19 protein-coding genes are annotated in these 20,473 nt (G+C 59.1%); 14 read left to right on the top strand and 5 right to left on the bottom strand.

From position 1 onward, the window contains the following. Positions 1–110: 110 nt before the first annotated feature. The 3 genes from FGL65_RS12110 to FGL65_RS12100 are packed head-to-tail and all read right to left on the bottom strand — an operon-like array spanning position 111 to position 2,075. On the bottom strand, positions 111–386 hold the full coding sequence (locus FGL65_RS12110; protein ID WP_147821447.1) for a transcriptional regulator: 276 nt from the start codon (positions 384–386) through the stop codon (positions 111–113). A 19-nt stretch (positions 387–405) separates the two neighbouring features. Next, positions 406–921: a 2-amino-4-hydroxy-6-hydroxymethyldihydropteridine diphosphokinase gene (gene folK, locus FGL65_RS12105; protein ID WP_147821446.1), complete on the bottom strand. Its 516-nt coding sequence runs from the start codon at positions 919–921 to the stop codon at positions 406–408. Continuing rightward, on the bottom strand, positions 909–2,075 hold the full coding sequence (locus tag FGL65_RS12100; protein ID WP_147821445.1) for an LL-diaminopimelate aminotransferase: 1,167 nt from the start codon (positions 2,073–2,075) through the stop codon (positions 909–911). The genes folK and FGL65_RS12100 overlap by 13 nt, the downstream gene beginning before the upstream one ends. Before the next feature lie 237 nt (positions 2,076–2,312). Here FGL65_RS12100 and xerD point away from each other — a divergent pair, with 237 nt between their 5' ends. The 10 genes from xerD (at position 2,313) to FGL65_RS12050 (ending at position 14,412) form a co-directional block, all read left to right on the top strand. Then, complete coding sequence (gene xerD, locus FGL65_RS12095) at positions 2,313–3,230, top strand: site-specific tyrosine recombinase XerD (protein WP_147821444.1); 918 nt, start codon at positions 2,313–2,315, stop codon at positions 3,228–3,230. A 15-nt stretch (positions 3,231–3,245) separates the two neighbouring features. After that, positions 3,246–5,927 (top strand): CBS domain-containing protein, encoded by a 2,682-nt coding sequence (locus tag FGL65_RS12090; RefSeq protein ID WP_147821443.1) that lies wholly within the window; start codon positions 3,246–3,248, stop codon positions 5,925–5,927. 83 nt (positions 5,928–6,010) lie between these two features. After that, on the top strand, positions 6,011–6,499 hold the full coding sequence (locus tag FGL65_RS12085; RefSeq protein WP_147821442.1) for an HIT family protein: 489 nt from the start codon (positions 6,011–6,013) through the stop codon (positions 6,497–6,499). A gap of 13 nt (positions 6,500–6,512) precedes the next feature. Then, complete coding sequence (locus FGL65_RS12080) at positions 6,513–6,878, top strand: LapA family protein (RefSeq protein WP_147821441.1); 366 nt, start codon at positions 6,513–6,515, stop codon at positions 6,876–6,878. 9 nt (positions 6,879–6,887) lie between these two features. Then, positions 6,888–8,036 (top strand): tetratricopeptide repeat protein, encoded by a 1,149-nt coding sequence (locus tag FGL65_RS12075; protein WP_250645476.1) that lies wholly within the window; start codon positions 6,888–6,890, stop codon positions 8,034–8,036. A gap of 45 nt (positions 8,037–8,081) precedes the next feature. Then, the gene (gene mutS, locus FGL65_RS12070; RefSeq protein ID WP_147822744.1) at positions 8,082–10,685 is read left to right on the top strand and encodes a DNA mismatch repair protein MutS; all 2,604 of its coding nucleotides are present in this window, start codon (positions 8,082–8,084) and stop codon (positions 10,683–10,685) included. Between the two features lie 2 nt (positions 10,686–10,687). Continuing rightward, the gene (locus tag FGL65_RS12065; protein ID WP_147821440.1) at positions 10,688–11,140 is read left to right on the top strand and encodes a hypothetical protein; all 453 of its coding nucleotides are present in this window, start codon (positions 10,688–10,690) and stop codon (positions 11,138–11,140) included. Positions 11,141–11,164: 24 nt separating this feature from the next. Beyond that, positions 11,165–12,403, top strand: coding sequence for a diaminopimelate decarboxylase (gene lysA / locus FGL65_RS12060; protein ID WP_147821439.1), 1,239 nt, complete (start codon positions 11,165–11,167; stop codon positions 12,401–12,403). A gap of 108 nt (positions 12,404–12,511) precedes the next feature. Then, on the top strand, positions 12,512–13,189 hold the full coding sequence (locus tag FGL65_RS12055) for an RsmE family RNA methyltransferase (RefSeq protein ID WP_348981253.1): 678 nt from the start codon (positions 12,512–12,514) through the stop codon (positions 13,187–13,189). Further along, positions 13,186–14,412, top strand: a complete 1,227-nt coding sequence (locus FGL65_RS12050; protein WP_147821437.1) for a replication-associated recombination protein A — start codon at positions 13,186–13,188, stop codon at positions 14,410–14,412. The genes FGL65_RS12055 and FGL65_RS12050 overlap by 4 nt, the downstream gene beginning before the upstream one ends. A gap of 135 nt (positions 14,413–14,547) precedes the next feature. Here FGL65_RS12050 and FGL65_RS12045 read toward each other — a convergent pair whose 3' ends face one another. Beyond that, positions 14,548–15,822, bottom strand: a complete 1,275-nt coding sequence (locus FGL65_RS12045; RefSeq protein WP_147821436.1) for a CgeB family protein — start codon at positions 15,820–15,822, stop codon at positions 14,548–14,550. A gap of 66 nt (positions 15,823–15,888) precedes the next feature. Next, a complete protein-coding gene (locus FGL65_RS12040) occupies positions 15,889–17,145 on the bottom strand; it encodes a glycosyltransferase family 9 protein (protein ID WP_147821435.1) in 1,257 nt (418 codons plus the stop codon). A 110-nt stretch (positions 17,146–17,255) separates the two neighbouring features. Between FGL65_RS12040 and FGL65_RS12035 the strand changes: the two genes are divergently transcribed. Genes FGL65_RS12035 through FGL65_RS12020 form a run of 4 tightly spaced genes read left to right on the top strand, consistent with a single transcriptional unit; the run spans position 17,256 to position 20,458 of the window. Next, the gene (locus tag FGL65_RS12035) at positions 17,256–17,933 is read left to right on the top strand and encodes a precorrin-2 dehydrogenase/sirohydrochlorin ferrochelatase family protein (protein ID WP_147822743.1); all 678 of its coding nucleotides are present in this window, start codon (positions 17,256–17,258) and stop codon (positions 17,931–17,933) included. Further along, complete coding sequence (gene ccsA / locus FGL65_RS12030) at positions 17,920–18,735, top strand: cytochrome c biogenesis protein CcsA (RefSeq protein ID WP_147821434.1); 816 nt, start codon at positions 17,920–17,922, stop codon at positions 18,733–18,735. Before FGL65_RS12035 ends, ccsA begins: the two co-directional genes overlap by 14 nt. Beyond that, positions 18,732–20,111: a glutamyl-tRNA reductase gene (gene hemA / locus FGL65_RS12025; protein WP_147821433.1), complete on the top strand. Its 1,380-nt coding sequence runs from the start codon at positions 18,732–18,734 to the stop codon at positions 20,109–20,111. The genes ccsA and hemA overlap by 4 nt, the downstream gene beginning before the upstream one ends. Next, complete coding sequence (locus tag FGL65_RS12020; protein ID WP_147821432.1) at positions 20,111–20,458, top strand: hypothetical protein; 348 nt, start codon at positions 20,111–20,113, stop codon at positions 20,456–20,458. The genes hemA and FGL65_RS12020 overlap by 1 nt, the downstream gene beginning before the upstream one ends. Positions 20,459–20,473: the final 15 nt, after the last annotated feature.

Here is a 20,473-nt window from a genome sequence, read left to right as displayed (position 1 = left end):
GAATTTCGCTTCTCAGGCGTTTTGACCCTGTTGTCTGAATCAAGGTTCGTCGGGAAAAGAAAAAGCCCGCTTGCGCGGGCTTATGAGGTTCAGATGGGAAACAGGTTTTGCTACTCCTTGGGAGTGACATCCTCTGCTTCGAGTTGTTTCAGGAATTTGTCGCGGCAGTCGTAGGAACAGAAGACATGAACGGTTTCCCCTTCACGGACGCGAATGTCCCCGTCCTTCTGGACATAGGTGCCGCAGACCGGATCCCTGATCAGTTCTCCGGAAGCCACCTTCTGCTCCGTGTGTTTTTCCTGTTCCATTTCCCGTTTGCGCTTGTCGCCCATGAACAGCTTGTAGACGATGAACAAGGCTGCGCCGATAACGATGAATTTGAGCATGTCGCGTATTCCCGTTGAGTTATTGTTCGGGCTGGCTCTGCCAGATTTTCTTGCCTTCGATCTTGTAATCGATCTTTGCCAGCAGCTGGTCGAGCTTTTTACCGCCGATCTTCAGGTCCGGTGCTATCTCCTTCAGGGGGACAAGCACGAAGGCCCTCTGCAGCATGCCCGGGTGCGGAAGGTCCAGGTAGCCGGTCTGCTGCTCAAGCCCTTCCCACAGCAACATGTCGATGTCTATGGGGCGCGGCCCTTTCGGTTCGGTGCGTTGCCTGCCCATCTGGGCCTCAATGGCCTGGAATGCGGACAGCAGCCCTTCCGGAGACCAGATCTCGGGATCGACCTCAAGCTCCACCACCTGGTTCAGGAACCAGGGCTGGTCGGTCTTGTCCTGGGGTTCGGTCTCGTAATACTCGGACATGCGCGTCAGCGTGATGTCTTCGCCGTAGGTTTCCAGTCTTGCCAGCGCCTCGTTCAGGTTTTCCTCGGGGGCTCCCTGGTTGGAGCCGAGGCTGGCATAGACCTTTACAGTTTGGATATCCGTGATACCGCCTCCTTAAGCAGATCGTTGTTCACGGTGAGCGAAATGCGGAAATAGCCCTCGCCCGGCGTGCCGAAGCCATTGCCCGGAGTGAGTACCACGCCTGTCTGTTTCAGGACGTTGGTTACGAATTCGGACGATGTGTACCCTTCGGGAACCTTGGACCAGATGTAGAATGATGCTTCAGGGACGCGGTGCTGGATGCCGACTTTGGCAAGGGCGTCGCAGACAACGTCCCGGCGTTCCTTGTAGATGGCGCGGAATTTCTCGGCGTGAGGTTCGCCTTTCTGCAGCGCGGCGATGCCCGCCTCCTGCACGGCCTGGAAAATGCCGGAATCCACGTTTTCCTTGATCTTGCCCAACCCGCTGATGAGCGTCGGGTTGCCCACGGCCATGCCCACGCGCCAGCCGGTCATGTTGTAGGTCTTGGACAGGGAGTGGAATTCGATGGCCACATCCTTGGCCCCTTCGATCTCCATGATGGAAAGGGGTTTGTTGGCCGGATCGTAGTAGATTTCGGTATAGGCGGCGTCGGAAACGACGATTACGTTGAATTCCTTGGCCTTTTCAACGAGCCGCTTGTAGAAGTCCCTGGTTGCCACGGCTGCCGTGGGGTTGTTCGGGTAGCAGACAAAGATCATCTTGGCTTTTTGCCAGGTGTCGTTGTCGATGGCGTCCAGGTCCACCAGAAAATCGTTTTCCTCCAGCAGCGGCAGGTATTCCACGGTGCCGCCCGCGAATTCCGTGGCAATGCCGTAAACCGGATAGTTCGGGGTGGCGACCAGAACCGTGTCACCGGGGTTCACGAAGGCCAGCGGGAAATGCGCGATGCCTTCCTTGGAGCCGATGAGGCTGACCACCTCGGTCTGGGCGTCCAGGTCCACGTTGAAGCGTTCCTTGTACCAGTCGGCAACGGCCTGGCGGAAGGCCAGCATGCCTACATAGGAGGGATACCTGTGGTTCACCGGCTTCTTGGCGCCCTGGTACAGTGCGTCGATGATGAATTCCGGGGTCGGCAGGTCCGGGTCTCCGATTCCGAGGCTTATGATGTCCATTCCCTTGGCGGCCACTTCTGCCTTGGCTTTGTCGATGGCGGCAAAGAGGTACGGCGGCAGGGTCGCCAGACGGTCGGCAAGTTTGAATTCGGGCATGTAAGCGCTCTCCTTGTGCATATGCGTATATGGCTACTCACGGTGGTGTAAGCAAGTTGAAAGTTGTTCATAAATTGTGGCGTATCCGCTGTCAATGAATGTAGCTGTTCCGGCCTCTTTCTCCGGGCTTGTGGGGTACCCTGCATATGTGTATCGTGCAGGTGGTTTATTGTTGGCCTCTTTTGTTCAAGAGGTGCTTTAAGAAATGTCAATTATGACGGTGATAATCGGGCAATCATGGTGAACACCAGGCAAAGCAGCGTTTCTCCAAGCCATCCCTGGGTGGATAGGTTTCTGGAGTTTTTGCTTATCGAAAAAGGGCTCAGCGAGAACAGTCTGGCCGGATATACCGCGGACCTTATCGCCCTGCTCTCTTTTCTGGAGCGGAAATCCTTTGAACTCAAGGATATCACCCAGAGAGAACTTTCGCTTTACCTGATTTTTCTGCGTTCGCGTGGATTGCAGAGCCGTTCCATGGCCCGGCATCTTGCCGCCATCCGCGGGTTGTTCGGGTTTGCCGTGGAAGAGGGCTGGATCAGGGAAGACCCTTCTGCCCTGCTGGAAAATCCCAAGCTTTCGCGCAAGCTGCCGGAATTTTTGACCCGGGAGGAGATTTCCCGCATGCTCGCCCTGCCCGACCCCGAGACGCTGCTGGGCCTGCGCGACAGGGCCATGCTCGAGTTGCTTTACGCCGCCGGGCTTCGTGTTTCCGAGCTTATTGATCTGCGCGTGCTGGATTATGACGCCCAGGTGGGACTGCTCAAGGTCTTTGGCAAAGGCGCCAAGGAGCGCCTGGTGCCGGTGCATTACACGGCCCAGGAGGTGCTGAACATGTACGTGCAGGATGTGCGGCCCCGTTTCAGGCCTGCCGAGGACTTTATGTTCCTGAACCGTTCGGGCAAGGGCCTGACGCGCCAGGGAGTTTGGAAGCTGATCAAGAAATATGCGCAGCAGGCCGGGATTAAAAGAAGTATTTCTCCGCACACCTTCCGCCATTCCTTTGCAACCCACCTGCTGGAAGGCGGTGCCGACCTGCGCACCGTGCAGTTGCTGCTCGGCCATGCGGATATCAGCGCCACCGAGATCTACACGCATGTTCAATCCGAGCGGCTTATGGCATTACACAGGGAGTTCCATCCCCGGTCAGGACTGTAAGAAGAACTGAATGAAATGAAGAAGATAAATACATTAATTGATGCCCCCACCGTCATCACGGCGCACGCCAACGCCGATTTCGACGCCCTGGCCGCCATGGTCGCGGCCAGCAAGCTCTATCCGGATTCCGTGCTCATTTTTCCGGGCAGTCAGGAAAAAACGCTCAGGAATTTTTACATCCAGAGTATGACCTATCTTTTCAATTTCAAGAACTTTAAGGACATAGATCCTGATTCCGTCAAGCTGCTCGTGGTGGTCGATACCCGCCAGCGTTCCCGCCTGCCTCATGTGCGTCCCCTGTTGGACAAGGAAGGTCTGGTCATCCATACCTATGATCATCATCCCGATTCGGACGAGGATCTCGAGGCCTATAAAAGTGTCGTGCTTCCGTGGGGTTCCACCACGGCCATCCTGGTCAGGGACATGATCGAGCGGGAGGTGGAGCTGAGCGCCGAGGAGGCCACCGTGCTGGGGCTCGGCATTTATGAGGACACCGGTTCCTTCGGATTTTCCTCCACGACCCCGCACGACTTCACTGCCGCAGCCTGGCTGTGCGAAAAGGGCATGGACCTGGAGGCCATTTCGGATCTTCTGAGCCGGGAGCTCTCCGCCGAGCATATCGGGTATCTCGGCCAATTGCTGGACAACGCCAAGACCCATGATTTCAACGGCGTCGAGGTGGTGCTTACCGAGATCAGCACGGATTCCTTCATTCCGGATTTTGCGTTTCTGGTGCACAAGATGATGGATGTGGAGGACATCCAGGTGGTTTTCGCCATGGGGCGCATGGGCGACCGCATTCACGTGGTGGCCCGCTCCAAGAACCCGGAAGTCAATGTGGGCAAGATATGCTCCTCCATTGGAGGCGGCGGGCACGCCTATGCCGCCTCGGCCACCATCAAGGACAAGACCCTGGCCGAGGTCAGGGACGACCTCTTCGCCCTGTTCTATTCCGAAATCAATCCCACCGTGGTGGTCAAGGGGCTCATGTCCATACCCCCGAAATATATCGAGGAAACCGCCACCATGCACGAGGCGGACGAACTCATGAGCCGTTTTGGGCTCAAGGGCGTTCCTGTGGTGGGCAAGGATTCCATGCAGTGCGTGGGGCTGCTCGAGCATAAGATTGCGGACAAGGCCGTGGGGCATGGTCTGGAGGAAATGCCCGTCAGCGAGTACATGATCACCAATTTTCAGGCCGTTGATCCTGAGGCGGCCCTGTACCAGGTCATGGAGATCATACTCAACAAGCGCCAGCGGTTGCTTCCCGTGGTGGAGCACGACGCGTTGGTGGGGGTGATCACCCGCACGGATCTCGTCAATCTGCTGGTGGAGGAACCGGCCCGTATCCCGGATTCCCTCAAGCCAGGCCAGCGCAGGGAGCGCAGCATCAACTCCCATGTGCGCAACCGCCTGCCCGAGGCCGTGGTGCAGCTGCTCAAGACCGCTGGGGATCTTGCCGCGGAGATGGGCTGGGAACTTTATGCCGTGGGTGGTTTTGTCCGCGATATTCTGCTTGGCAAGGCCAACCTGGACATCGATCTGGTGGTGGAAGGCGACGGCATTGCCTTTGCCCGGGCCTTTGTGGACAAGATGGGGGGACGGGTCAAGGCGCACAAGAAGTTCAAGACGGCGGTGTGCGTGCTGGACGATGGGCAGCGCATCGACGTGGCCACGGCCCGCCTGGAGTATTACCAGTACCCTGCCGCCCTGCCTACGGTGGAGCTTTCCTCCATCAAGATGGACCTGTACCGGCGGGATTTCACGGTCAATGCCCTGGCCCTGCGTCTCAATCCCGGCAAGTTCGGGCAGCTGGTGGACTTTTTCAGCGCGGAAAAGGACATCAAGAACAGGCAGATACGCGTGCTCCATTCCCTGAGCTTCGTGGAGGACCCCACCCGCATCCTGCGGGCCATCCGTTTCGAGCGGCGTTTCGGGTTCACCATCGGCGGCCAGACCATGCGCCTGATCAAAAACGCCCTGCAGCTCAATTTGTTTAACCGTCTTTCCGGAAGCCGCATCAGCCATGAGCTTCAGTTGATCATGGAAGAGGAGAATCCCCTCGATGTGCTCAACCGCATGGAAGAGCTCAAGCTGCTCGAGGCCATTCATCCCCTGCTCAAGCTCACCACTGAACGCGTCCGGGTCCTCATGGAGCTGGAAAAGGTCTACAACTGGTATAAGCTGCTTTACCTGGAGGACCGGGCCGACTCGTGGAAGATCTATTTCCTGGGCATGACCATGGGCACCAGCCGCGAGGAGGCTTCCCAGATCACTGCCCGCCTTTTCTTTTCCAAGCGCGAGGAACGGGAGTTCCTGGCCCTGCGGGACCAGATAGGGGATGCGCTCATGAAGCTCATGGGTTGGAAGGAGAAGGTTTCGCCATTGAGCAAGCTCTACTCCATTTTGCATCCCATTCCGCTGGAGGGAGTGCTGTTCCTCATGGCCCGCAGCAAGAAGGAGGAGATCCGCAGGAATATTTCCCAGTATCTGGCGCGGCTGCGGTATGAATCCATCGATATGGACGGCAATGACCTCCTGGAGATGGGCATTCCCGAGGGGCCGGTCTTCACCAAGATTCTCGACAGGATCATGGCGGCCAAGCTCGATGGAAAGGTGGAAACGCGCAAGGATCAGCTCGCCATGGCTCTGCGTTTGAAAAAGCAATATAAATCCGAATGGATGGCTGACGGCTAGCCGGCCATGGACCGCTTGCCCTTCCGGCCTCGTCCGTGTAATAAAATCTTCTGTTTTGTTTCAACATTCGGAGCGTAATAATAATGGATGTTTTGTGGGCGCCGTGGCGTCTTGATTACATATTGGGGCCCAAGCCGGACGAATGCGTCTTCTGCATTCCCGAGGATACGGTCGAGGATGAGGAAAGGCTGGTGCTTGCCAGGGGGAAACATTGTTTTGTCATCATGAACAAGTTTCCGTACAATAATGGGCATCTGATGGTGTCGCCCTACCGGCACGTGAGCTGCCTGACGGACCTGGCCACCGAGGAGGCCAACGACTGCATGCTCTGGATGCAGCGCTGCGTGGAGATCATCCAGCGGTATTTCAGGCCCCAGGGCATCAACACCGGGTTGAACATCGGCGAAGCTGCGGGCGCGGGCATTGCCGCCCACCTGCATTTTCAGATAGTTCCCCGCTGGAACGGCGATGCGTCGTTCATGGCGGTTTTTGGAGAAACAAGCGTTATTCCGCAACATCTGCTTTCAACGTACAGGAGCCTGAAGCCCTTGTTCGATGAAATAAACAAATAAGGAGTCTTACCGGATGCGTTATTTGAAAGTTATTTTTCTGGCCCTGTTCTTTGTGCTTTCCATCCTGTTCTTCAGCCAGAATAACGAAATTCTCTCCCAGGCCCTGGTGCTCAAGCTGACCATCCCCTATGTTGCGGATCTCCGTTCCATTCCGCTTCCCCTGTATCTGCTGGTGCTGGGCGGCTTCCTGTTCGGCGCCGTTCTGACCCTGATCTACCTGGCCATGGACAAAGTCCGCGCCGCCAAGCAGCTTCGCGAATGCCGCACCCGCATGGTCGGCTTGGAGCAGGAACTCAATTCCCTTCGTAACATGCCCATCACCGAAGAGCCGTACGCCGCAGCGGTGGAAGTCTCCGGTGACGAGGGTGAAAAAGCCTAAGGAGCCGTTTTGGTCTGGAATCTTTTTCGACGCAAGCGACTGAAGTCCCCTGAAACGGATGTTCGCGCCGCCAACGCCCTGGGCGCGGAAAGCCTGCCCATGCAGGATACCCGTGCGGCCATCGACGAACTCAGCCAGGTGGTCAAGAACAACCCCGAAGCGGTTGAAATCTATCTTGCGCTCGGAAGTCTGTATCGTTCCCAGGGGGAAATAGAACGGGCCATCCAGATCAGAAACAGTCTTATCGTCAGGCCCGGCCTTGATCCCAAGTTCAAGGCCCGCGCCTGGTTCGAGCTCGGAAGGGACTTCCGGCGCGGCGGTTTCCTGGATCGCGCGGAAGACGCCTTTTCCAAGGCTCGCGAGCTGGTGGGCGACAACCGGGAAATCCACCTGGAGATGGCTCGACTGGCCGCCGAGCGCAGTTCCTTCCAGGATGCGGCGGATGCCTATGCCCGGCTGGATCAGCCTTTGCCCCGGGCGCACTATCTGGTGCGCCATGCCCAGGAATGCTTTCGCAACGGGGATGAGGCCCATGGGACCAAGGCCCTGAAGCAGGCCGTGCGGGCCTATCCCGGTTCCGTTGAAGCCTGGTTGGAGACCGTGGTTCAGGCCTACCGCCACGGCTCGGCCTCCAAGGTCGGCTCCCGGCTCAAACAGGCCCTTGAGCAGGTGGATCCCGGGATCCGTTTTGTGCTTCTTGAGGGGCTGTATCAGGATGTCTGCAAGGCGGAAGCCATGCGCGAGCGGGAAGGTTCGGAGGGACATGACTGGGCCAGCGCCTGCTCCACCAAGGATGTGGTCGAGGCCGTCATTCCCCAGCTCGAGTCACTGGAGCCCGACGTGCTGCTCTACTATTACGGCGCAGAATTGCTGCTCAAGAACCGTGACGTGGACGAGGCCATGCGCTGGTTTGAAAAGACCCTGGTGCTCGACCCCGATTTCTGGCTTGCGCGTCTGGAGCTTTTCGAGCTCTCCCAGGCGGAACAGACCCTGACCAAGTTCTTCAAGCAGCAGCTCAAGTTTTTCATGGCCCGCGCCCGAGAGGTGCGCCGTTTTTATTGTGGCAATTGCGGACTCAAGCGCGACACGCTGTTCTTCATCTGCCCTCGTTGCCGTAGCTGGCATTCCATCAAATTCCGGAAAGATTTCTCCCAGTAAGATACCGTGACCACGACCACCAAGCCGAAGATCAAGCTGACTCCCATGTTGGAGCAGTACCTGCGTTTCAAGGAAGAGAACCCCGACGCCCTGCTTTTTTTCCGCATGGGCGACTTTTACGAGCTTTTTTTCGAGGATGCCGAAACCGTGGCCAGGGCCGTGCAGATCGCCCTGACAAGCCGCAATTCCAAGGACGACAATCCCATCCCCATGTGCGGGGTTCCGCATCATTCCATTGAGCCCTATCTGGCCAAGCTGCTCGAGCAGGGATTCAAGATCGCCATCTGCGATCAGATCGAGGATCCCAAGCAGGCCAAGGGATTGGTGCAGCGCGCCGTAACCCGCGTGCTCACCCCGGGCACCGTGGTGGAGGACTCCAACCTCAAGGCCAAGACCCATAACTACCTGGCGGCCATGTATTGGGATTCCAACAGGAATTCCGGTGGATTGGCCTGGGTCGATTTTTCCACGGGCGAATGGTCGGGGCTGTTCTCCAAGCGGGAGCCCGAGCTGTGGCAATGGGCCATGAAGGTCGCCCCGAGCGAGATGCTCTTGGCCCAGGGATGCACGGTTCCTCCCCAGTACGGCGATCTTTCCGCACAGGTGACTGCGGTTCCTCCGGGAACGCATTTTGATTTGAACCGTGCTCGCGACCGCATTCTGGAAGCCCAGGACATCGTTTCCCTGGAAACCATCGATCTGGAGGACAAGAAGGAACTGGTGCGCGCCTGCGGCGCCCTGCTGCTCTACCTGGAGCAGACCCAAAAAGGAAACTTCAATCATCTTGGCGAATTCAAGCCGCTCAACCTGGGCAAGCACCTGCTGCTGGACGAGGTCACCGAGCGCAACCTTGAAATCTTCCGTCGCCTGGACGGCCGTACCGGCCTGGGAACCCTGTGGAAGGTGCTGGACCGAACCATGACCCCCATGGGCGGCCGTCTGCTGGAGACCCGGCTGCGCCAGCCCTGGCGCGATCTCGGTCCCATCGACAAGACCATGGATATGGTTGAGTTCTTTTTCGGACGCGACTCCCTGCGAGCGGATGTCCGGCACGAACTGGACAGCGTCTATGACATGGAGCGGCTGTCCACCCGCGTGTTTCTCGGCAGGGCCACGCCCAAGGATTTCATAGCCCTGCGCCAGAGCCTTTCCGCCCTGCCCCGCCTTCGCGCTGTGCTGGAGGCGGAGGAACTGGACGAAGCCTCGGAGCTCAAGCGCGTGCTCGGGAAATGGGACGACATGGACGACCTTTCCGTGCTGCTGCACAACGCCCTGGTGGACAGCCCCCCTCCGGTGATCACGGATGGCGGCCTGTTCAAGCAGGGCTATGACGCCGAGCTGGACGAGTACATAGAACTCACCGAACACGGCGAGGCCCGGCTCAAGGAGTTGCAGCAAAAGGAGATCGAGGAAAGCGGCATTCCCAAGATCAAGATGGGCTTCAACAAGGTCTTCGGGTATTATCTTGAAATTTCAAAGGCCTATCAGGGCGATGTGCCCGAGCATTTTATCCGCAGGCAGACCCTGGTCAATTGCGAACGCTACATCACGCCCGAACTCAAAGAGCTCGAGGACAAGATGCTCACCGCATCGGAAAAGCGGAAAAGCCTGGAATACAACTTGTTCCAGAAGCTTCGCGAGACACTGGCGCAATCCCGTGGCCGTTTTCTGTTCATGGCCGGCGTCATCGCCGGGCTGGACTACTGGCAGTCCCTGGCCGAATCCGCCCGCGTCAACGACTGGACCAAGCCCGAACTGCACGACGGCATGGAACTGGAGATCGAGGCCGGACGTCATCCCGTGGTCGAGGATTCCATGGGCGCGGCCAACTACATCCCCAACGACCTCAAGATCGGCCAGGATCGCCGCATCCTGCTCATTACCGGGCCGAACATGGCCGGTAAGTCCACGGTGCTCCGCCAGGTGGCCATTATGACCATCATGGCTCAGATCGGCTCCTTTGTGCCGGCCCGCAGCGCCAAGCTCGGCCTGGTGGACCGCGTCTTCTCACGCGTGGGCGCTTCGGACAACCTGGCTCAGGGACAGTCCACGTTCATGGTCGAGATGATGGAGACCGCGCGTATCCTGCGTCAGGCAACCATGCGCAGCCTGGTCATTCTCGACGAGATCGGCCGCGGCACCAGCACCTTTGACGGCCTTGCCCTGGCCTGGTCCGTGGTGGAAGAGCTTTCCAAGCGCGCCCGGGGCGGTATCCGCACCCTGTTCGCCACCCATTATCACGAGTTGACCTCGCTGGAAGGCAAGATCGAGGGCCTGCGCAACCTGAACATCGCGGTCAAGGAATGGAAAGGCGACATTGTTTTCCTGCGCAAACTGGTGCCCGGCGCGGCGGACCGCAGCTACGGCATCGAAGTGGCCAAACTGGCGGGCGTGCCCAAGCCCGTGGTCGGCCGGGCGCGGGAAATCCTTGCGCAACTCGAGGAAAAATCGCAGGATACCAAATCCATAACCGTCGACCGGGTCTGCCAGACCTTGCTGCCCGGCATGGTTCCAGCCCCGCAACAGCCCGAAATGGAAGCGCAAACGCATCCCATCATCGGGGAACTGGAAGGATTGGACATCGACGGGATGACGCCCATCGAAGCGCTGACCCTGCTGCATCGCTGGAAGGGAGCCGTCAAGGGTTGATTATGAGCGATTCCAGAAAGATACTGACACTTATCCTGGTTTCCCTGCTTCTGTTCACGGCCGGGTGCGCCATTGGCTACAAGGAGTGGCCCAAGGCGGACAAGGGCGAGGACAGTTTCGGGCTTTCCCTGCTCAAGGGCCAGCGGCAGGACGGTACCTGCCTGTATCTTGAATTTCATGTTTCCGGAGCCAGGGACCGCCTTTCCTTTGTCCATCTCCAATTGGAGCCCGTGGGCGACGGTCCAGGCCAGGGCTGCCCCGAGTGCCCGTTCATGCCCCGTCAGGGTGTCCGCCTTTCCCGGGGGGAAGCGGGTTTCACCATGACCAACAGCGTCCTGCAGCTGTCCTACTGCGGGCTCGATCCCGAAGTCGAATACCGTTTCCGGGTGGTGGGAGTGAATGAACTCTCGTCCCTGGGGTTGGTTTCCACAGATATTTACGTAGCAACACCTTAATGTATCACCCCAAGGAGAGTTGGCATGCATCATTTTCAGTACCGTGAAGGAAAGCTCCACGCCGAGGAAGTCGGCGTCCGGCAGCTTGCCGAGCAGTACGGCACGCCGCTTTATATCTACTCCGCCGCGACCCTGCGTCGTCATTTCGAGGCCTTTGATTCCGCCTTCAGAGGTCTCGATCACCTGACGTGCTATTCGGTCAAGGCCAATTCCAACGTTTCGCTGCTGCGGCTGCTGGCCCAACAGGGCGCGGGCATGGATATCGTTTCCGGCGGCGAGCTGTACCGTGCGCTCAAGGCCGGTGTTGCTCCGGAAAAGATCGTTTATTCCGGCGTGGGCAAGAAGACCCATGAAATCCGTGAGGCCCTTGAGGCCGGGATCCTCATGTTCAACGTGGAGTCCACTGCCGAGCTGGAGCGCATCAACGAGGTGGCCGGGGACATGGGCAAGGTCGCCAAGGTCAGCTTCCGCATCAACCCGGACGTGGATCCCAAGACCCACCCGTATATTTCCACGGGTATGAAAAAGAACAAGTTCGGCCTGGATATCGAGCATTCCCTCAAGGCCTATGAGCGGGCCCGGGATATGGAGTTCGTGGAACCCGTGGGCATGGATTGCCATATCGGTTCCCAGCTCACCACCATCGAGCCCTTCCTGGAGGCCCTGGATAAGCTCATCGCTTTTTACAACCAACTTGGCGACATGGGCGTGGAGATCAAGTTCCTTGATCTCGGCGGTGGCCTGGGCATCCGTTATAACGAGGAGGAACCGCCCCATCCCGAGGAATTCGGCAAGGCCCTGACCGAAAAGCTCAAGGATCTGCCGCTGACGGTCATTCTCGAACCGGGCCGCGTCATTGCGGGCAATGCCGGTATCATGATCACCGAGGTGGTCTACACGAAGCAGACCCCGAGCAAGAATTTCGTCATTGTGGACGGAGCCATGAACGACCTGGTACGCCCCGCCCTGTACGATTCCTACCATCGCATTGCCGAGGTGGAGGAACGCGGCCGTGGCGTGGTCGATGTGGACATTGTGGGGCCCATTTGCGAATCCAGCGACTTCCTGGCCCGCGACCGGGATATCCCGGCCGTGGAACAGGGCGAGCTCCTGGCGGTTTTCTCCGCAGGCGCATACGGGTTCACCATGTCCTCCAATTACAACAGCCGCAGGCGCGCCTGCGAATTGCTGGTGGACGGCGACAAGGTTACGGTGGCCCGCAAACGCGAGACCTACGAGGATCTCATCCGGGGCGAAATCTAGCAACCATGGGGCCGGGATTTCGCTTCCCGGCCCTTTTCATTTGATATGGCCAGAAAGAATTCATTTCATCTTCCCCCGGCACGGTGGCCTGTCGCGCACGGTGATGCCGTGGCGCTGGAAGGAGCCGAGGCCAGGCACATGGTCAAGGTGTTACGCACCCGGCCCGGCGAGATTGTGCGCCTTTTCGACGGCGTCGGACGCGAGGGCGATTTCGAAGTGCTGGAGACATCCAAGTCCCATGCCGTGTTGAAGGCCCTTGAGCTGAAGGATCATGGAACCTCCGATGGCGGGGTGTGGCTGGCCCTGGGGTGGAACAAGTCGTCCAGGCGTAGTTACCTGCTGGAAAAGGCGGTTGAGTTGCAGGCCGGGGGGATTGTCTTCTGGCAGGCGGAATTCAGCCAGGGAAAGGTCCCCGGCGATGCCAAGGAAAGCTGGCTGGAAAAGGCGGTCCAGGCCGCCAAGCAGTGCGGCAGCGCCTGGCTGCCCGAGTTCGATGTCGTTTCCGGCGGCGTTCAGGGCGTTGCGGAATACGGCAAGGGATTCGACCGGACCATAATCGCTTGGGAAAATGAGCAAGGCGCCCTGCTTTCCCCCGCCGAACTGGCCCGGGGCAGGACGCTCATCGTCATTGGCCCGGAAGGCGGCTTTGCGGATCACGAGGCGGAGGCGTTCATGCACAAAGGATTTTCGGCCGTGTCCCTGGGAAGCAGTGTCCTGCGCTGGGAAACCGCGGCAATGCACTGTCTGAGTCTTTCATTTTATGCACGGGAAGCCTTGAAGTCATGAAGCTGGAAATCACCGAAAATCAACCTCTTGCGGACCGCATCCGTCCCACCTCCATTGAGGAGTTCATCGGTCAGGGGCATATTCGCAACCGCATCGACGCTATTCAGCGTTCGCCCCGGCTGCCCAGCCTGTTGCTGTTCGGCCCTCCGGGCTGCGGAAAATCCACTCTTGCCCTGCTTCTGGCCAAGGCCAATGGAAAGCCGTTCATTCGCCTGAGCGCACCCGAGGCCGGGCTGACCGCCCTGCGTAAGAAGCTGCCCGGCAACAAGATTCTGGTGCTTGACGAGTTGCACCGTTTTTCCAAGTCCCAGCAGGACTTTTTCCTGCCCATACTCGAATCCGGCGAGATCACCATGATCGCCAGCACCACGGAGAATCCTTCCTACAGCGTCACCCGCCAATTGCTTTCCCGGCTGCACGTCCTGCGTTTACGGCCCCTGAGCCGTGATGAGCTGGCGAAGGTGGCAAGCCGCGGGGCCGAGGAACTCGGGTTGGAACTGGCCGATGAAAGCATACAGTTTCTGGCGACAATGTCCGGCGGGGATGCCCGTACCCTCTTGAATCTGTTGGAATATACCGCGGAGTTGCCCAAGGACAAGCTGGATGTGGACAATCTGCGCGAGACTTTGCCGGATATCGTCATTCGCGGTGATCGCGACGGCGATTCCCACTATGAGCTGGCCTCGGCGTTGATCAAGTCCATCCGGGGCAGCGACCCGGACGCGGCGGTCTACTACATGACCAGCCTCGTGGAAAGTGGCGAGGACCCCCGCTTCATTACCCGGCGGCTGATCATTTCCGCCTCCGAGGATATCGGGCTCGGGGATCCCAATGCCCTTGCCATGGCTGTGGCCTGTCACCAGGCCGTGGAGACCGTGGGGTTGCCCGAGGGCGGCATCATCATGGCCGAGACCGCCGTATACCTGGCCCTGGCTCCCAAAAGCAACGCCACGTACCAGGCTTACCGGACCACGCAAAAGGAGATCCGGGAGAATGGCGCTCAGCCGGTTCCCCTACATCTGCGCAACGCCTCCACCGCGCTGCACAGGGAGTGGGGATATGGTCGGGGCTATCTCTACCCGCACAATTTTCCCAAGGCCTGGGCCGATCAGGAGTATCTTCCCTCGCAGCTTGCCGGGCGTGTGTTCTACCACGCCAAGGACCAGGGGGAAGAGCCCAGGTTGAATGCCTGGCGTCGCCAGTTCAAAAAAAGAAACAGGTAATGCCTCCGGCGGGCAAGGGGAATAATCCCCCTTGCATCCCCTGACTATAAACACAAAGAAGAGCGGGCCATGGCCCGCTCTTCTTTGTGTTTATCATAGTGAGGATTGCAAAAGGGCGACCCCTTTGGCGCGATGTCAGCTTTTTTTTCCGTAGAGCTTGCGCCATTCATCCAGGAACAGGATGGAAGTGTCCAGGTCGGAAAGCGTGCCCTGCTGCTGGCGGATGGCCCAGACCAGGTCCTCGAAACCGACGTCTTCGGGCAGCTTGAGTTCCTGGAGGAGCCTGGCGATGGCCTGCCTGAGCTCGGGCGGGAATTCGCCGGAAAAGAGTTCCGTGCGCTGGCGTTCCCGGGGCCAGTCCGGCAGGCGCTCCGCAGTGAAGTCGAGCAGGCTCTGCATTCTGGCCGCATAGGTGTGGTCTTTGAGCACCCGCGCCCTGCCTTTTTCCGCATAGGCCGCGCATTCCTCGGGATGGGCCAGGAAATGTTCGATCCTGGCCAGCAGGTCGTCCATGGATCCGAAGGTGGCCAATTCATCTTCGGCAAAGGCTTCGGCCATGAGCTGGCGCTTGTCCACGAGCTGGAATGCGCCGCAGGCGCAGAGCTCGAAGGTGCGCGGATTGATGAAATCGCCGTGCGTCACCAGCGTGTCCGCCTGGATGCTGGAATGGAGGTTGAGATTGATGCGCGTGGCATTGAATATCTTGACGCATTCCTCGGAGGAAACCCGCCTGCCGTCCAGCTGCACGAGCGGCTTGAGGACGTGGTCGCCGTCCCATTCATTGCCCCAGATTTTGAAATCCTTGCCCACCAGTTTGCGGAAGGCCACGCGCCGGTTGGGGTATCCCGCCCCCATGAAGGAAATGTCCGACCCGTATTTTTTCCTGTCTATGGAGCCGAGTTCCAGAGGTTTGTGAAAGTCTGGCTGGGCCGCCAGCGGCAGGTAGAGCACGTTGTTCGCCCCGATCTTGCCGAGTTCGTCGAAGACCCGCCCCTTCTGGATGACCGCGAAGATATCGTAGAACGGCGCGTAGGACTTCCAGTAGGTGAACAGGTTGTAGTCCTCGACAAACCACATGGCCGTGGGCACGTTGTCGCGCCGCAGGCGTTTGAGGGCCTGGTGGGTGAGCGGGGCCTGGGCCATGGCCAGCACCAGGTCGGGCTCGAAGGTTTCCGCCTTGGCCAGCACCGCCTGGCTGACCACCTGGAGATAGGTGTTCTGAAGATAGTCCAGCCTGTCGGTGGTCACCTTGAGATTTTTGAGCGCGGAGTAGGATGCATAGAAATCCGGTGCCTCGAAGACTTCAACGTTATGGCCCAGTTCCCTGAGGGCGCTGGCGCAGAACCTGCCCACAGGCAGGGAACCGCCATAAAGAGGAAGAACAACGAGTATTTTCAAGTGGTTGTTCATTTTATGCCGTTACTCCGATCTTTGGTTGTTTTTCTAGACTTTCAAGTATCTCGTTAAGAAATATGATCAATCGAATACCGGTGACGGAATGCCGGGAATGTCCTCGGCCAGCCAGTCCTTGTCGCGGTAGAGCTGCCGGGCGAAGGCGTGGTCATGGTGGCCGTCTTCCCGGCTTTTCCCGACGTGTCGGGCCAGGAAGCGCCGGAACTCCCTGCGCTGCTGGGCATCCGGGTCTTCTCCGGCAAAGGGTTCGTAGGTTATGCCGAAATCATCCACCTCCGTATGATAGGCCGTTATGCCGCACGGGGCGTGTTCGGCCTTGCCCGTGAGCAGGAATCGTATGAATTGCGGCTGCAGGAAGCCGTCCAGGCATTCCAGGCTATTGGTGCAGGCCTGGGTCTCCAGGCACGGCAGGCAATGGGTGACGGCCTGGTAAACCGTGTGTCCCAGCCCGTAGGGGCCGGTTTCGAAGCACCATGCCGAGGACAGGAAAAAGGCGTTTACCGGCGTGCCCAGATGTGCGGCCAGGTGCATGGTGCCCGTGTCCGGCGTGAGCACACGGTCAAGGGAGCCCACAATCTCCAGCAGGGCGTCCCAATTGGTTTTCCCGGCCAGGTTTTCGGTATTGGCGGCGACCGGTTCGGGCAGTTCCCGGAGGAGCTCCTCCCCTGCCCTGCGTTCGGATACGCTGCCCAGCAGGAGCAGTCTAGAGTTCTGGTTACCCTTTGACATTGCAGCTGAAATTTGGGCCAGGAGTTTGGGCGGCAGGGAACGGCGCGATTCCCGTCCCGCCAGCACCACCCCGATGCCCCCGCCCTTGGGGGTTGCCTCGGGATTCACCTGTTCCGGGGCAATGGCGTCCGTACAGTACAGGCCCCAGAAGTCCACGAGGTTGACGGCAATGCGGCGCTGCCGCGACCAGCGCATGGCCATCTGGGACCAAGTGGAGATGATTTCCTGTCCGTTTTGCCAGCGGTAGCCGCGTACGGTTTCCGGGGCGAACAAGGCGGCCAGGCGGAAATTGAGGGGCGAGAAATTCAGGTTGTAGACTTCGTCGAATCCTGTGTTCCGCATGGCGGCAAAGGCCTTGCGGTTGTCCATCAGCATGGTCTGGATTGCCTGTTCGCCGTTCAGGCCCGTTCCATGCGCCGCAATGGGATGGAGGATGGTTTCGGGATACACCAGCTCCGCCAGTCGTTTCAGGGAGCTGTCGATGCACAGGTGCACCTCCCCGTCCTGGCGGGACAGCAGGGTTTTTACCAGACGTTTGGTCTGGATGAGATCGCCGAACCGGGCGATTTGTATGACAAGATAATGCTTCATGCATCCTTTCCGGTTTCCGCTTCATTTAGCGCATAACCCGTGAGCATGGCAAGAAAACCGGCGGAAAATGGGGTTTTACAGTATGCGGTGCCTTGGTGTATTGAACCTTGATGCGTTACTACCCCGTGTTCCTCAACCTGGAAAAGAAGCACTGCCTTGTGGTGGGCGCCGGCGAGGTGGGCCGCCGCAAGGCGCAGTCCCTGCTGGATTCCGGCGCGGGTGGCGTGACGGTCATCGACACGGCCGATCCCGGCCGGGACATGGCCTGGTTGCTTGAATGCGGCAAGGTGCGTTTCGAGCGCAGGGAATTCCGGGAGAGCGATCTGGACGGCGTTTTCATGGTCATTGCCTCCACGTCCAACCACGAGGTAAACCAGCGCATTGGCGCGCTGTGCGACGAGCGCGGCATCCTGTGCAACATCGCGGACCTGCCCGAGCAATGCAGCTTTATCGTTCCCGCCTCCATCAGGCGCGGGGATCTCACGGTGGCCATTTCCACGGCGGGCAGCAGTCCTGCCCTGGCCAAGCGGATCCGCAGGGAACTGCAGGAGAGTTTTGGCGATGAATATGCGCAGCTTCTTTCCATCATGGGTGCGTTGCGCCCCATGATGCTCGGCCTTGGACTCGAGACCAAGGAAAATACAGCCGTGTTCCGCCAGCTGGCGAACTCGAACCTGCTGGAGGTCCTGGCCTCGGGCGACCTTGACGCCGCCGCGGAAATTCTTAAGGAAACATTGCCTCCCTCGCTGCACGACAACATACCGGAGTTGCTGAATGGGATTGTTTGAGATTTTGCAGATCGCCATCATCGGGCTGTACCTGTTGGGCACCGTCCTGATCCTGACCGGCACGTCCATGGACAATGCACGGCTCAGGAAGCTTGCCGGGGGGCTGGCAGTGGTCGGTTTTGCCCTGCATACCCTCGATATCGTCTGGATTTTCAACCAGGAGCGCGGCATGGCCCTTACCGAGGGTAATGTCTACCTGAGCATCCTGGCCTGGAGCGTGCTGCTCATCTATTTCTTTTTTTGGTGGCGTTTCCGGCTGTCCTTCATGGGCCTGACCGCCCTGCCCCTGGCCCTGCTGCTGTTCCTTTCCTCCATGGCGCTGGGCAGCGTGCGCGTGGCCATCCCCCGGGAGCTGACCGTGCTGTTCTTCAGCGTGCATATCGGCAGCCTGGTGCTGACCCTGGCCGTCCTGACCATGTCCTTTGGTGCGGCCCTGGCGTTTCTGCACTACAACAAGAAGATCAAGTCCAAGGCCGGGCTCAGGAGCCTCGGCAAGGACACCCCGTCCCTGACCATCTTTGACAGGGTCAACCATCTGGGTGTGGCCATCGGGTTCCCGTTGTACACCTTGGGGCTTTTTTCCTCGTTCGTTTGGTACTGGATCACGCCGGACAAGACCTTTTCCTGGGACGTCATGAAGATTTCGTCCCTGGCGGTCTGGTTCCTGTTCGCGTTCCTGTTTCACCAGAGGATCCTGCTGGGATGGAAAGGCAGAAAGCCCGCCGTCATGATGATCATTGTCTTCGCGGCCATGGTCACCTCCCTGCTTCACCACACCATAACCTTCAGGCAGATGCCATGAACCGGAAGATATTCCTGATCGGACTCAATCATAGGACCGCCGGGGTCGATATTCGCGAGAAGTACGCCCTCACCAACGTGGAGAACTTCGAGGAAGGCCTCATGGCCAACTGTCCCGTGCGGGAATGTATGGCCCTCTCCACCTGCAACCGGGTGGAGATCGTGGTGGTTTCCCAGGGCGTTCCCGAGCACGAGGTGCTGGATTCGGTGCTTTCCCACTGGGCGGGAGCCTGCGGCGGCAGCCCCCAGGTGCTTGTGGAGCATGTGTACCAGCACAAGGGTCTGGATGCGGTGCAGCACTTGTTTACCGTGGCCTCCAGCCTGGATTCCCTGGTCATGGGCGAGCCGCAGATTCTGGGCCAGCTCAAGGACGCCTACCGCAATGCCGTGGAAAAGGGCACGGCGCGCACGATCGTCAGCCGTCTGCTGCACAAGGCTTTTTCCGTTGCCAAGCGGGTGCGCACCGAAACGGCCATAGCCTCCAGTGCGGTGTCCATCAGCTTTGCCGCCGTGGAGCTGGCCAGGAAGATTTTCGGCGACCTGAAAGGCACCACGGCCATGCTTGTGGGGGCCGGGGAAATGGCTGAACTGGCCGCCACCCACCTCATGAACAACGGTGTGCAGGACCTGCTTATCGTCAACCGCACCTTTGCCCGGGCCAAGGCCCTGGCCGATGCCATGCGGGGCGAGCCCGTCCAGTTCGAGCACCTGGGCGAACGCCTGCACGAGGCGGACATCGTCATCAGCTCCACCGGGTCCCCCACCACCGTGATCCGGGCCAAGGACGTGAAGGGCGTGCTCAAGGCGCGCAAGAACAGGCCCATGTTTTTCATCGACATCGCGGTGCCGCGCGATATCGACCCGGACGTCAACGGTCTGGACAACGTGTACCTCTACGACATCGACGACCTGAAGGAAGTGGTGGAGGAAAACATGGCCCAGCGCCAGGACGAGGCCGTCAAGGCCCACGCCGTGGTGGCTACCGAGACCCAAACCTTCGGCAGCTGGCTTCAGTCCCTGACCCTCCAGCCCACCATCGTGGACCTGGTGAACAAGAGCGAGGATGTGGCCCGCCAGGAGCTGGAAAAGACCTTGAAACGGTTGGGCAATGTGGATGCGCAGACACGAAAGGCGCTGGAAACGCTGGTGCTTTCCGTCGGGCGCAAGGTGTTGCATGAACCCATCTGTTTCCTGAAGCGGCGCGGTCAGGAACAGCATGCCGCGGAAAGGTTCATCGACATCACCCGCCGCATGTTCAACCTCGACGACGAGGTGGTGCCGCCCGGCGCGCACATGGACCGCAAGCAGGGTACCGGGGACGCGTGCAGTCCCGAAGATGTCGAAAGTTTTATTGAAGCATCGAAAAAGGAACAATAATGCGGAATTATCTCATAGAAGATCTCGTTGACGAGCATTTTGACAAGCTCAAGAAGCACCTCACCGAACAGGGGTATGCCGGGCCCATCGACGATATTTATTATCTGCCCCTGCCCGAGGAACTGCTCACCGAGGAACAGAGGGAACACAGGGAGGAATGCGGGCCGCATATCCTGTGCCTGGAGGCCATCGAAGACCTGGCGGGCAACAAGTTCAAGATGGAACTGCTGGTGCGTGGTCAGAGCAAGATCCGTTGCTCCTGCATCGCCTACTGCACGCCGGAACAGCGCAACCATATGCTCGATTTCCTTGACGACATGATCAAGGGGCTCGACATCCCCGTGTAATATGCCCGGTACCGC

Source organism: Salidesulfovibrio onnuriiensis, assembly GCF_008001235.1.
Classification (GTDB): Bacteria; Desulfobacterota; Desulfovibrionia; order Desulfovibrionales; family Desulfovibrionaceae; genus Pseudodesulfovibrio; species Pseudodesulfovibrio onnuriiensis.
The sequence above is the reverse complement of the archived record's forward strand: the minus strand, read 5'-3'. Positions and strand labels throughout refer to the sequence as shown.

Excerpts from the sequence above, each read along its gene's own strand:
- hemA (WP_147821433.1), top strand. The coding sequence starts at position 18,732 with ATGAACCGGAAGATATTCCTGATCGGACTCAATCATAGGACCGCCGGG.
- mutS (WP_147822744.1), top strand. The coding sequence starts at position 8,082 with ATGTTGGAGCAGTACCTGCGTTTCAAGGAAGAGAACCCCGACGCCCTG.
- FGL65_RS12065 (WP_147821440.1), top strand. The coding sequence starts at position 10,688 with ATGAGCGATTCCAGAAAGATACTGACACTTATCCTGGTTTCCCTGCTT.
- lysA (WP_147821439.1), top strand. The coding sequence starts at position 11,165 with ATGCATCATTTTCAGTACCGTGAAGGAAAGCTCCACGCCGAGGAAGTC.
- FGL65_RS12110 (WP_147821447.1), bottom strand. The coding sequence starts at position 386 with ATGCTCAAATTCATCGTTATCGGCGCAGCCTTGTTCATCGTCTACAAG.
- FGL65_RS12085 (WP_147821442.1), top strand. The coding sequence starts at position 6,011 with ATGGATGTTTTGTGGGCGCCGTGGCGTCTTGATTACATATTGGGGCCC.
- FGL65_RS12100 (WP_147821445.1), bottom strand. The coding sequence starts at position 2,075 with ATGCCCGAATTCAAACTTGCCGACCGTCTGGCGACCCTGCCGCCGTAC.
- FGL65_RS12045 (WP_147821436.1), bottom strand. The coding sequence starts at position 15,822 with ATGAACAACCACTTGAAAATACTCGTTGTTCTTCCTCTTTATGGCGGT.
- FGL65_RS12035 (WP_147822743.1), top strand. The coding sequence starts at position 17,256 with ATGCGTTACTACCCCGTGTTCCTCAACCTGGAAAAGAAGCACTGCCTT.
- FGL65_RS12050 (WP_147821437.1), top strand. The coding sequence starts at position 13,186 with ATGAAGCTGGAAATCACCGAAAATCAACCTCTTGCGGACCGCATCCGT.
- FGL65_RS12090 (WP_147821443.1), top strand. The coding sequence starts at position 3,246 with ATGAAGAAGATAAATACATTAATTGATGCCCCCACCGTCATCACGGCG.
- ccsA (WP_147821434.1), top strand. The coding sequence starts at position 17,920 with ATGGGATTGTTTGAGATTTTGCAGATCGCCATCATCGGGCTGTACCTG.
- xerD (WP_147821444.1), top strand. The coding sequence starts at position 2,313 with ATGGTGAACACCAGGCAAAGCAGCGTTTCTCCAAGCCATCCCTGGGTG.
- FGL65_RS12040 (WP_147821435.1), bottom strand. The coding sequence starts at position 17,145 with ATGAAGCATTATCTTGTCATACAAATCGCCCGGTTCGGCGATCTCATC.
- FGL65_RS12080 (WP_147821441.1), top strand. The coding sequence starts at position 6,513 with ATGCGTTATTTGAAAGTTATTTTTCTGGCCCTGTTCTTTGTGCTTTCC.
- FGL65_RS12020 (WP_147821432.1), top strand. The coding sequence starts at position 20,111 with ATGCGGAATTATCTCATAGAAGATCTCGTTGACGAGCATTTTGACAAG.